The following is a 10,956-nucleotide window of genomic DNA, read 5'->3' as shown; positions in this document are numbered from 1 at the left end:
CGCCGATCGCCTCGCTGGGCCCGGACGCGGCCACCATGACCCCGGCCGAGTTCCGGGCGGCGCTCGCGTCCGGCACGGCGCCGGTCAAGGCCCGCCTGCTCGACCAGGAGGCGATCGCCGGGATCGGGAACCTGCTGGCCGATCAGATCCTGTGGTCGGCGCGCATCAACCCGGGGCGCCGGGTCGACCGGCTCACCGCCGACGACGTCGACCGCCTGCTGCGGGCCACCCGCCGGGCGGTGCGCTCGGCGATCAGGGACGGCGGGGTGCACACGCTGGGCATCATCCCGTTCCGCATCGCGGGCGGCCGCTGTCCCCGCGACGGCGCGCCCATGGTCAAGAGCACGGTCGGCGGGCGGACGAGCTGGTGGTGCAGCCGGGAACAGGCGTGATCCGGGCCTCTCTTCCGCCGCCGGCCGCGCGATGACGGCTTGGCTGGGGTAGTCCTGCATGGTGACGGAGAACAATGTGGGGCTGCGCTCCGAACGCGGCCCGGTCCTGCTCGCGGTGATGCTGGCCACCGGCCTCATCGCCATCGACTCGACGATCATCGCCACCGCGGTGCCGTCGATCGTCGCGGACATCGGCGGCTTCACCGAGTTCCCCTGGCTCTTCTCCGTCTATCTGCTGGCCCAGGCCGTCTCGGTGCCGATCTACGGCAAGCTCAACGACCTGTTCGGGCGCAAGCCGGTCATCCTCTGGGGGATCGGATTGTTCCTGGTCAGCTCGATCCTGTGCGGCGTGGCCTGGAGCATCGTGCCGTTGATCGTGTTCCGGGTGCTGCAGGGTCTCGGCGCCGGGGCGATCATGCCGACCACCATCACGATCATCGGCGACCTCTACTCGGTCCGCGAGCGGGCCAAGGTCCAGGGGTACGTGGCCGGCGTCTGGGGCGTCGCGTCGGTGGTCGGGCCGACGCTGGGCGGGGTGTTCTCCGAGTGGGTGTCGTGGCGCTGGATCTTCTTCGTCAACATCCCCATCTGCCTGCTGGCCGGCGCCGCGATCCTGCGCCGCTTCCACGAACGCGTCGAGCGGCGGCGCCCGGCCGTCGACTATCGCGGCGCGGGCCTGCTCGCGGCCGGTCTCACCCTGGTGATCCTGGGCGTGCTGGAGGGCGGACAAGCCTGGGCCTGGACCTCGCCGATCGGCCTCGCCGTCCTGGGCGCCGGGGTGGTCCTGCTGATCGCGTTCGGCTTCGTCGAGCGCTCCGCGCCCGACCCGGTGCTCCCGCTGTGGATCTTCCGCCGCCGGCTGCTGCTCAGCAGCGGCTTCCTGGCGGTGGGCGTGGGGGCGATCCTGCTCGGCCTCAGTTCCTACATTCCCGTGTACGCGCAGGAAGCGCTCGGCGCCGGCCCGCTGGTGGCCGGTCTCGCCCTGGGCGCGCTCACCATCGGCTGGCCGATCTCCGCCAGCCAGGCCGGGAAGGTGTACCTGCGGGTCGGCTTCCGCGGCTGCGCCCTGATCGGCTCGTCGCTGGTGGTCGGCGGGGTCGCGTTGCTGCTGCTGCTCGACCAGCGGTCCTCGGTCTACGAGGTGGGCGCCTACTGCCTGGTCATCGGCCTGGGCATGGGCCTGACCGCGGCGCCCACGCTGATCGCCGCCCAGTCCAGCGTCGGCTGGACCGAACGCGGCGTGGTGACCGCGAACAACATCTTCCTCCGCTCGCTGGGCAGCGCCCTGGGCGTCGCGGTCTTCGGCGCGATGGCCAACGCGGTGGTCGGCCGCGGCGCCGTCGACCCGGCCCGGCTCACCGACGCGGTGCACCGCATCTTCATCGCCATGCTGCTGGTGTCCGTGGTCATGGTGGTGCTGGCCGGCCTGATCCCCCGCGCGGCGGACGCGGTGACCGAGGAATCAGCCACCGCGTCACCCGCTCCCGCCTGAGTCAGCGGTTCGCCACCGCAACGCTCGAGGGTGGCTGGACGCGCTCGAAGTGCACCCGGTGCAGCCATCCCGGGAGGTCGCTGAGCACGTACAGCTCGCCCTGCACGTCGGTGCCGAACGCGGTCGGCTGGGTGGGGAAGCGGCCGATCGTGGCGGACTCGTAGCCGCCCCCGGGCTTGGGACGCACGGCGAACGCGAGGGTCGAGCAATAGTCGCTCGCGATGTAGGTGCCCCGGGCCTCGGGGGTGCGCGACCCTCGGTACACCACGCCGCCGGTCACCGAGCAGCTCTCCGTCATGAAGTGTTCGTACTCGAAGACCGGGTCGGTGTACTTCCCGCCCGGCGTGCACTGCTGCGGGTCGAACACCGGGGTGCCCTCCCGGCAGGACCAGCCGAGGTTGGCGCCGCGCTGCGACGGGCGGATGTGGTCGATCTCCTCGACCAGGCCCTGGCCGACGTCACCGATCCACAGCGAGTTGTCGGCCGGGTCGATGGAGAACCGCCACGGGTTGCGCAGCCCGTAGAGCCAGATCTCGGGCCGCGCGCCGGCCGTACGGACGAACGGGTTGTCGAAGGGCACGCAGTAGGGCTTCGCCCCGCAGGCGCGGTTGACGTCGATCCGCACGATCTTGCCGAGCAGCGTGCCGAGATTCTGACCGGCCTTGAACGGGTCGTTCGCGTGCCCGCCGTCGCCGAGCGACCAGTAGAGGTAGCCCTCGCGGCCGAACGCCACCTGGCCGCCGTTGTGGTTGCCGTACTCGGAGTGCTCCTGGGTGAGCAGCACCTGGAGCCGCTCCGGGGCGCTGAGGGGCACCCGGGCCAGGGTCAGCGTGCCGGCCGGCAGGCTCGTGTAGGCGACGTAGAGGATCCCGGTCCGCGCGAAGTTCGGCGCTGGCGTGATGCCGAGCAGGCCGCGCTCGTTGTCCGACGTGTCGATCCGGGCGGTCAGGTCGAGCACCGGTTCGGCGGCCAGGCCCGTGTCGGGGTGGTAGGAGCGGACGGTGCCGTCCTTCTCCGCGATCAGCATCCGGCCGTCCGGCAGCCCGGTGATCGCGATGGGGCGTCGCAGGCCGGAAGCCACCTGTTCGGACACCACGGTCAGCTCGGCGAGGGGCGCCGCCCGGGTGTGGGACGGGCCGGCCGCGGCGATGCCCGGCACCGACACCGAGGTCAGCAGGAGCGCGGACAGGACCAGAACGAGTCGTCGCGACATATCGGCTCCTCGAGCAGAGTGGAGGACACAGACCTGGGAGCGCTCCCACAATATATCGACTTGCGCCAATGTCCAAGCCGGAGTCCGTCAGTCGACGAGGGCCACCGTGACCGGTCCGTTTTCGAGTTGCTCGAGCTGTGCGGCGGTGGCGTTGTACTTGCCGAGGTGGATGGTGGCGTCGGAGTATCCGATGCCGTCGGCGTTGTAGTAGAAGCCGAGATTGCCCCAGGGCACGAAGTAGATGAGATCGCCGTCCTCCGGGTCGGAGCCGGGGGAGCCTTCGGTATCGAGTTTGCGGGGGAGATAGGAGATCTTCTCCCGGCCGCTGAGGTCTTCGAACGGCAGCCGCATCGGCAGCATGCTGAGGAAGTCCCGGACGGCGGGGCTGTCGGCGCCGATGGTGACGTCGACCGAGTAGGTGCCCGCGGTAAAGCGGACCACAGAGCCGATGCCCTGGCGGGGATTGCCGGGAACGGTGGCTCGGGAGGCCGGCTCGGCGGCCGGAGCGCAGGCCGCAAGTCCGAGCGCGACGGCCAGTGAAGCGGCGGTGAGCCGGATGATTGTTCGCACGGTGTCACCTCTCGCCATTACTCCACGCTGAATGTGGAATCCGACGGTACGAGCTGGGGCACCTGGCTGGGATGCACTGTCAATACACCCCTCAGCCGTGACTTCCTCGCCGCGGCCGATCGGGGTGTGCTGGCCGGGTGCTTTCACTGACCTCCGTACCCGATCAGCCCGTCGCCCGCCGCCGGTCCGCGCTCACCGCCGGGCTGGTCGGCACGGTGATCTTCCTGACCGCGATCGCGCCGCTGGCCACCGACATGTACGTGCCCGCGTTCCCGCAGGTGGCCGATGAGCTGTCCGCCTCGGCGACGCAGGTCCAGCTGACCCTGACCACGTTCTTCGTCGGCATGGCCCTGGGCCAGCTGATCGGTGGGCCGGTGTCGGATCAGCGGGGCCGGCGCCGGCCGCTGCTGGTCGCTCTGGTGGTGATGACCGTCGCCTCGATCGTGTGCGCGTTGACCCCGTCCATCGGGGTCATGATGCTGGCGCGGCTGGTGCAGGGCTTCGCCGGCGGCTGGGCGATGGTGATCGGCCGGGCGATCATCGTGGATCTGGCGACCGGCGCCCGCCTCGTCCGGGTGCTGAACGTCGTCGCCGGCGTCGGTGGTGTCGCGCCGATCGCCGGGCCGCTGCTCGGCGCGGTCATCCTGCAGCTGTCGCACTGGCGGGTGTCGTTCTGGACCGTGGCGGCGCTGAGCCTGGCGATGCTGGTCGCGGTGCTGGTCGCCGTGCCGGAGTCGCTGCCGCCGGACCAGCGGCACAGCGGCGGTCTGCGCGCCTTCGCGGTCGCCGGGCGCCAGGTGCTGGCCAACCGTCGCTACGTCGGCTACCTGCTGGTCACCGGCTCGGCCATGGCGGCGTTGTTCGCGTACGTGGCCACGTCGGCGTTCGTGCTGCAGTCGATGAACGGGATGTCGCCGATCGCGTACTCGGCCGACTTCGCGGCCAATGCCGCCGGGATGACCGTCGCCGCGCTGGTCGCCGCCCGGCTGGCCGGCCGGGTCGCCACCCGTAAGGTCATCCTCGTCGGGCAGGTGGCCGCCCTCGCGGCCGGCGTCGTGATGCTGGTCGGCGCGATCTGGTTCGGTACGCCGCTGCTGCTCGCGGTCGGCTGCTTCTTCGTGCTGATGACGGCCCAGGGCCTGATGATCGCCAACGGCGGTGCCCTGGCTTCGGCCGAGGTGCCGGAGCATCCGGGTACGGGCTCAGCGGTCCTCGGCTTCGTCCAGTGGGTCGCCGCCGGAACCATCGCCCCGATCGCCGGGCTCGGCGGCGAACACACGGCGGTGCCGATGGCCCTGCTCATGGTCGGCGGGGCCGTCCTGTCGATGGTCGGACTGCTCGTGCTGGCCCGGGGCGCGCAGAGTCCGTAGTGGCACTTTCGTACCATCGACGGCGATCGAAGATCATTCGATGGGCCGTCGAACCGTGGTCGCCTTCTCGGAATCCTGGAGCCATCCGACGGAACGAGGAGACAGACATGCGCAAGGTCCTTCTGATCATCGCCGGCGTGGTGGTGCTGGTGTGCGGTGTCGGCGGCTGGTTCGGCTATCAGGCCCTGGATGCGGGACGGAAGATCAGTAGGTCGTCCATCACGCAGCAGCAGTTCGACGCGCAGCAGGTCGGGGCCGGGGAGACCGCGGTGCGGGACGCGCTGCCGACAGCGCTGGAGGACGACGAGGAGACCATCTACGGCGACGATCCCACCCGGCAGGGCAAGCCCGCCGGCGCCACCTGCGCCTACTACGCGCTCAAGCCGCTGACCGAGAGCAAGAACCGTCCGCTCTTCCGGTTCTGTTTCGCCGGCGGCAAGCTCACCGAGAAGAAACAGATCAGGATCGACGGCGCATGAGGCATCCGGCAGCGGCGGCGGCGGCGTCGTGGTGGGCAACGGTACGGGCGGCCGGGCCGGGCCGGGTCGCGTACGAGATCGTGCTGGCCGTCGCGCTGCCGGGCGTGACGGCTGGTCTGTCGTTGCTCCGGGACGTCCCGCCCGCGCAGCTGGCCGGTTACGCCGTGCTCGACGCCGCCCTGGTCGTCGGGCGCCGCCGGTTCCCCGGGGCTGTCCTGGTCGTCTCGGCGGCTGTCGGGAGCGTGGCCGGCCGGTCCGACATGGTGTTGCTCTTCGCGCTCGGCTACTCCGCCGGCTACCGGATCCGCGGCGCGGGGCGTCTGGCGGCCACTCTCACCGCGGTGCTCGCCTGCCAGCTCGGCGGGAGCTGGTTCGAGCTGCGCGCGTTCAGCCTGGCCCAGGTGCTGTTCACGGCCGGCCTGTTCATCGTCGTCATCGTGTTCCCGGCGACGCTGGCCCGGCTCTCCGCGCAGCGCCGGCGAATCCTCACGCTCATGCATGAGCGGACCGTGCATCTCAGCGAGCAGCAGCAGATCGACGCCGAGCGGGCCCGGGTCCGCGAGGCGACCCGGATCGCCCGGGAGATGCACGACTCCCTGGGCCACCGGCTGACGCTGATATCGCTCTACACCGGTGCTCTGCGCTCCGCACCGGAACCGTCCGCGGAGACGGTGCGGTTGCTGCACGCCACGGCCACCTCCGCGATGGACGAGCTGCGGGACATCCTCGCGGTGCTGCGCGAGGAGTCCCCCGAGGACGAGCCCCGGCAGCGCGCCACCCTCGCCGACGTCGAGAAGCTCGTCACCGACGCCCGGGCGGCCGGCGCGCACATCGAGTTCGACCGCTCGGGTGAGGCCGTCCCCGTCTCGGCCATGATCGATCAGGCGGCGTACCGCACGCTGCAGGAGGGCATCACCAACGCCCTGCGGCACGCCCACGGCAGCACCATCCGGGCGGCCGTCCGGTTCGAGGACGACGCGCTGATCCTGGAGGTCGTCAACGGCCCGGGCCGCCCCCACCACGGCGCCACCAGCGGTCAGGGCCTGTACGGCCTGGCCGAGCGCGTGCGGATCGCCGGCGGCGTCCTGTACCACGGTGCCGAACCGGGCGGCGGGTTCCGGATCGCCGCCACGCTCCCGCTGGCCGGCACCGGCCCGGCGACGGTGGAAGCCCGCAGAGTGAAAGCGACGCCGGCCGAGGAGTTCGGCGAGGATCTGCGGCGCGTCGACCAGCGCCGCCGGGTCTGGACCGCGGCGGCCGTCCTCACCGTGGTGCTGGTGGTCGCGTTGTGCGCCGGCGGCCTGTGGATCGGTCTACGGCAACAGAGCGTCAGCCGGGCGACGTATGACGAGCTGCGGATCGGCGACGCGGCAACGGCCGTACGGCAAAAGTTGCCGGACCGGACCGCCCAGCCCGGCCCGGGCTCAGCCGTCAGCCCGGCGCCGCCCGGCGCCGACTGCCAGGTGTACCGGGCCGCGCCCGCGCTGCGACACCAGGACGGCGAGGGATACCGTTTCTGCTTCCGAGCGGGAGCCCTCATCTCGAAGGAGACGCTCGACGATGTCGATTGACCAGCCACAGCTGCGCGTCGTGATCGCCGACGACGACGAGCTGACCCGCGGCGGCATCCGCCTGGTCCTCGGCGGCATCCCCGGCGTCGAGGTCGTGGCCGAGGCCACCGACGGCGTCCAGGCCCGGGACCTGACGATCCGGCACCGCCCGGACGTCGTCCTGCTGGACATCAAGATGCCCGCGCTGGACGGCTTGGCGGCGCTGCGGGAGATCTCCCGCAGCTCGAAGGCCGCGGTCCTCATGCTGACGACGTTCGGTGAGGTCGACTACATCGACGAGGCGATCGCGGGCGGCGCGGCCGGCTTCATCCTCAAGAGCTCGGCCGCGGACGAGCTGGCCCCGGCGCTGCGGGCGGTTGCGGCCGGCGAGATGTTCCTGTCCCCACCGGTGACCCGCCGGGCTGTCACCCAGCTCCGGCAACTGCGTCCCGCCCCGCCGGGCCAAGAGGCTTCGGCCCGCCTGGCGGAGCTCAGCGACCGCGAGCGTGAGGTGCTGAGATTGCTGGCTCAGGGATTGTCCAACACCGGCATCAGCGAGCGTCTCGTCATCTCCGAGAGCACCGTCAAGACTCACGTCAGCCGGATCCTGCTCAAGCTGACCTGCGACAACAGAGTGCAGGCAGCGCTGTTCGCCCACCGCGTCGGACTGCTGGACTGAGCCGGGCCACTCACCCGGTCACGGCAGTCTCGGGCGGCGCGGGCGCCGGTTCCTGCGCGTACCGGGCGCTGAGCCGACGGTACGGCCGGCTGTTCAGCGCCACCACGGTGGCGATCAGGCCGATCACCCCGGTCAGCACGAACACCAGCGCGAGCCCACGGTCCGCGCCCGTGCCGAACCAGCCGCCGATCGTCCGGGCCCCGGCGCCGTCGGTCATGAACGGGATGACCACGAACTGGGCCACCGGCGCGATGAGGAACGCGGTCAGCGGGGACGCGGCCTGCTCCACGCTCTGCGCGAAGCCGAAGACCCGGCCCTGCCGCTCGTACGGCACCACCTTCTGCAGGATGGTCTGCTCGGCCGCCTCGGCGAACGGTACGGCCAGCATGTAGACGTACAGACCGGCCGCCATCAGCCAGACCGACGAGCGCAGCGGGAACAGCAGCGTCACGGTCCACAGGGCGACGTTGACCAGCAGCAGCAACCGGACCGGGTTACGACTCAGCCCGGTACGCGCGATGAGCAGCCCACCCACGATGAACCCGGTGCTCAGCACACCCCACAACAGCCCCCACGCCTGCACCGAGACGAGCGACAGCCCGTACGCGTCCAGCAACGCCATGAAGACGCCGCCGAGCAGGTTGTTGAACGCGGAGAACAGGATCAGCGCGGTCAGCCCGGGCACCTCGGCCACCACGCGGATCGTCCCGCGCAGGTCGACGCGGCGTTCCTCGCCGGCGGGCACCTCCACCGCCGGGGCGGGCACCGGCACCACCGCGAGGTGGACCAGGGCGAGGGCCAGGACCACCAGGGCCGGCGCGAGCACCCAGAACATGCCGTCGATCCCGACCAGGATGCCGCTGATCACCGAGGTGACCAGGAACGAGGTGCCCGACGTCGTGCCGACGAGCCCGTTGGCCCGGTCCCGGGCGTCCTCGTCGATCAGCACGGTCACCAGCGTCGGCAGCGCGATCGTCCGGATGCTGCCGGCGATGACACCCACCATGAGCAGCAGGACGAACGCCCACAGCGTGACGCTGCCCGCATCGGTGAACGAGGCCGGGGGCGTGACGAGGTACAGGGTGAACGCGGCCGCGTACAGCAGGAGCGAGACGGCCGCGGAGACCTGCATCATCGTCTTCTTCGCGTGGTGGTCGACCAGGCTGCCGAACCAGATCCCGGTCAGCGCGGTGAGCACGAGGAACACGGCGGCGACCAGGCCCGTGGCGAAGACCGAGCGGGTCTGCAGATACACCCAGAAGGTCACCGCGAACCAGACGGTGTAGTTCACCACCGACACCAGCAAAGTGCTCACCAGCAGGTGAAAGAACGTTCGGCGGTGGCCCGTGATCGCGGTCATGGGCCGACGGTAGAACGTCGAGCGGGGTTCATGTCCAGTCATTTGCCGCCGGGAACGGTCTCGCTCAAGGCCTTCGGCGCCCGGATGGGCTGAGCGCGAAGAACTCCGCGATCGCCTCGGTTGCGTACACGTCCGCGGCGGTCCGGCCCATCAGCCTCGGCGACGGCGTAGCGCCGGGAATGGTGTGCCCGCCGCCGTGGACGGTGTAGAGGGTGACCGGGGCGTGCCCGTCCTCGCGGTAGTCGGTCCGGCTCACCGAGGTCCGGCCCGGCTCCCCGGCCCGGGGCGGCAGGTCGACGGTGACCGGCGCGGCGGTGATGCCGTTGCGCGCGGCGAAGTACGCGGCGGTGTCCGGCGCGGACAGCATCGTGCCGCCGACCTTGAAAGCGAACCGGGCCCAGGCGGCCATCTGCCCGCCGCCGTACGGCACGATCCGGTCCTTGGTGCCGTGGAAGAGCAGCACCGGCTTGGGCACCACCGGCAGGCCGGGCAGCACGAAGTTGTCCGGGGCGGGCTGCTGGGCCGCGATGACGGCGCCGCCGTCGAGCAGGTCGGGACGCTCGTGCAGGAGCCGGATCACCATGCCGCCGCCGTTGGAGAATCCCGCCGCGTACACCGGGCGGCCGTCGCCGAGCTGTTTGACGGCTGCCTCGGCGAACGCCACGTCGTCGATGTTCTGCACCCGGGCCGGGAAGCGGCTGGCCTTGCGGGAGTCGTTCCAGTTGCCCCGGAAACCGTCGAGGTACGCGACGGCGGCCCCGCCCACGTGGTCGAACGCGGTGCCGGTGAAGGAGCGGAACACACCGGCGTTCTGCGTGGAGCCGTGGAAGACGAGGAGCAGGCGGTCGTGGTCGTCGCCGGGCGGAGTGACCAGCGTGTACGTGCGGGGCCGGCCCGCCACGTCGATCTCGCCCCTGGTGATGGTCCCGGATCCGCAAGGACGCGGCCCGCAACTGGCAGCACATCGTCGACACGGCCCGGCGCTTCGTCGACGACGGCGAGTCCCTGCGGCTCAACGACGTCGCCCGCGCGGCGTCGATCGGGGTGGCGACCGTCTACCGCCACTTCCCGACCCCGGAGGCCCTGCTCGAGACGATCGCCCGTCCCGGGCTCGAGGAGCTCGTCGTCCGGGCCGACCGCGCCGCCGCCGACGACGCGTGGGAGGCGTTCGCCGGCTTCCTGCTCGCCGGCATCGATGCCCAGCTGCGGGACGCCTCCATCCAGCCGGTCTTCGCCGCCACCACTCACGCCCTGCCGGAGACCACCGAACTGGTCACCCGCCTGACCACGGCGACCGGCCACCTGCTCGACCGCGCCCAGGCCGCGGGCGTCGTCAGCCCCGGCGTCACCCATGCCGACGTCGTCCGCCTGATGTGCGGCGTCGTCTTCGCCGCCACCGTGCACGCCACCCCGGACGAGCGCGCCCCGCTGACGCGGCGCTACCTGGACGTCGTTCTGACGGGCATCCGGACCGCCGGGCCTGGGAGAATCACGGCATGAAGGCCATCGTGTACGGCACCACCGGCGATCCCGACGTTCTTCAGCTCGCCGAGCGCGACCTGCCCACCCCCGGCCCGGGCGAGGTCCGCGTCCGGGTCACCGTGTCCGGGGTCAACCCCACCGACTGGAAGACCCGCTCGGGCGCCACCAACTCTCTGCAGTTCCCCGAGGTCACGCCGCATCTGGACGGCGCCGGAGTGATCGAGGCGGTCGGCGCGGGCGTCGATGAGAGCCGGGTCGGCCAGCGGGTCTGGCTCTACATGGCCACGGCCGGGCGCCCGACCGGCACCGCCGCCGAGTTCACCGTCGTCCCCGCCGGCCAGGCCGTGCCGCTGCCCGAGGCGGTCGGGT

Annotated in this window: 11 protein-coding genes and 1 pseudogene; 8 read left to right on the top strand and 4 right to left on the bottom strand. The window is 71.5% G+C overall.

The features are described 5' to 3' along the window. Both AB0C29_RS17115 and AB0C29_RS17110 read left to right on the top strand, forming a co-directional pair. A pseudogene (locus tag AB0C29_RS17115) lies at window positions 1-392 on the top strand (formamidopyrimidine-DNA glycosylase); the annotation flags it as partial. 76 nt (window positions 393-468) lie between these two features. Further along, window positions 469-1,884 (top strand): MFS transporter, encoded by a 1,416-nt coding sequence (locus tag AB0C29_RS17110; RefSeq protein WP_360821181.1) that lies wholly within the window; start codon window positions 469-471, stop codon window positions 1,882-1,884. A 1-nt stretch (window position 1,885) separates the two neighbouring features. Here AB0C29_RS17110 and AB0C29_RS17105 read toward each other — a convergent pair whose 3' ends face one another. Both AB0C29_RS17105 and AB0C29_RS17100 read right to left on the bottom strand, forming a co-directional pair. Next, window positions 1,886-3,097, bottom strand: coding sequence for a PQQ-dependent sugar dehydrogenase (locus AB0C29_RS17105; protein ID WP_360821179.1), 1,212 nt, complete (start codon window positions 3,095-3,097; stop codon window positions 1,886-1,888). An 87-nt stretch (window positions 3,098-3,184) separates the two neighbouring features. Further along, window positions 3,185-3,667 (bottom strand): cyclophilin-like fold protein, encoded by a 483-nt coding sequence (locus AB0C29_RS17100; protein ID WP_360821177.1) that lies wholly within the window; start codon window positions 3,665-3,667, stop codon window positions 3,185-3,187. 137 nt (window positions 3,668-3,804) lie between these two features. Here AB0C29_RS17100 and AB0C29_RS17095 point away from each other — a divergent pair, with 137 nt between their 5' ends. The 4 genes from AB0C29_RS17095 to AB0C29_RS17080 all read left to right on the top strand — a co-directional run bounded on the left by AB0C29_RS17095 (window position 3,805) and on the right by AB0C29_RS17080 (window position 7,745). Next, on the top strand, window positions 3,805-5,037 hold the full coding sequence (locus tag AB0C29_RS17095) for a multidrug effflux MFS transporter (RefSeq protein WP_360821175.1): 1,233 nt from the start codon (window positions 3,805-3,807) through the stop codon (window positions 5,035-5,037). 107 nt (window positions 5,038-5,144) lie between these two features. After that, a complete protein-coding gene (locus AB0C29_RS17090; RefSeq protein WP_360821174.1) occupies window positions 5,145-5,516 on the top strand; it encodes a hypothetical protein in 372 nt (123 codons plus the stop codon). Continuing rightward, a complete protein-coding gene (locus AB0C29_RS17085; protein WP_360821172.1) occupies window positions 5,513-7,087 on the top strand; it encodes a histidine kinase in 1,575 nt (524 codons plus the stop codon). The genes AB0C29_RS17090 and AB0C29_RS17085 overlap by 4 nt, the downstream gene beginning before the upstream one ends. Continuing rightward, on the top strand, window positions 7,077-7,745 hold the full coding sequence (locus AB0C29_RS17080; protein ID WP_360821170.1) for a response regulator transcription factor: 669 nt from the start codon (window positions 7,077-7,079) through the stop codon (window positions 7,743-7,745). The genes AB0C29_RS17085 and AB0C29_RS17080 overlap by 11 nt, the downstream gene beginning before the upstream one ends. A gap of 10 nt (window positions 7,746-7,755) precedes the next feature. On the opposite strand, the gene AB0C29_RS17075 is transcribed toward AB0C29_RS17080, so the two are convergent. Both AB0C29_RS17075 and AB0C29_RS17070 read right to left on the bottom strand, forming a co-directional pair. Continuing rightward, window positions 7,756-9,105 (bottom strand): MFS transporter, encoded by a 1,350-nt coding sequence (locus AB0C29_RS17075; RefSeq protein WP_360821169.1) that lies wholly within the window; start codon window positions 9,103-9,105, stop codon window positions 7,756-7,758. A gap of 64 nt (window positions 9,106-9,169) precedes the next feature. Next, window positions 9,170-10,006, bottom strand: a complete 837-nt coding sequence (locus AB0C29_RS17070; protein ID WP_360821167.1) for a hypothetical protein — start codon at window positions 10,004-10,006, stop codon at window positions 9,170-9,172. Between the two features lie 29 nt (window positions 10,007-10,035). On the opposite strand from AB0C29_RS17070, the gene AB0C29_RS17065 reads away from it, so the two are divergent. Then, window positions 10,036-10,605, top strand: a complete 570-nt coding sequence (locus tag AB0C29_RS17065; RefSeq protein ID WP_360821183.1) for a helix-turn-helix domain-containing protein — start codon at window positions 10,036-10,038, stop codon at window positions 10,603-10,605. After that, window positions 10,602-10,956 (top strand): alcohol dehydrogenase catalytic domain-containing protein (locus tag AB0C29_RS17060; protein WP_360821165.1); only part of this gene is annotated, 355 nt, incomplete at its 3' end. The genes AB0C29_RS17065 and AB0C29_RS17060, both read left to right, overlap by 4 nt.

The organism is Actinoplanes sp. NPDC048791 (assembly GCF_040650095.1).
Classification (GTDB): Bacteria; Actinomycetota; Actinomycetes; order Mycobacteriales; family Micromonosporaceae; genus Actinoplanes.
This window is presented reverse-complemented; position numbering and strand designations above follow the sequence as displayed.

Excerpts from the sequence above, each read along its gene's own strand:
- AB0C29_RS17075 (WP_360821169.1), bottom strand. The coding sequence starts at position 9,105 with ATGACCGCGATCACGGGCCACCGCCGAACGTTCTTTCACCTGCTGGTG.
- AB0C29_RS17105 (WP_360821179.1), bottom strand. The coding sequence starts at position 3,097 with ATGTCGCGACGACTCGTTCTGGTCCTGTCCGCGCTCCTGCTGACCTCG.
- AB0C29_RS17085 (WP_360821172.1), top strand. The coding sequence starts at position 5,513 with ATGAGGCATCCGGCAGCGGCGGCGGCGGCGTCGTGGTGGGCAACGGTA.
- AB0C29_RS17080 (WP_360821170.1), top strand. The coding sequence starts at position 7,077 with ATGTCGATTGACCAGCCACAGCTGCGCGTCGTGATCGCCGACGACGAC.
- AB0C29_RS17090 (WP_360821174.1), top strand. The coding sequence starts at position 5,145 with ATGCGCAAGGTCCTTCTGATCATCGCCGGCGTGGTGGTGCTGGTGTGC.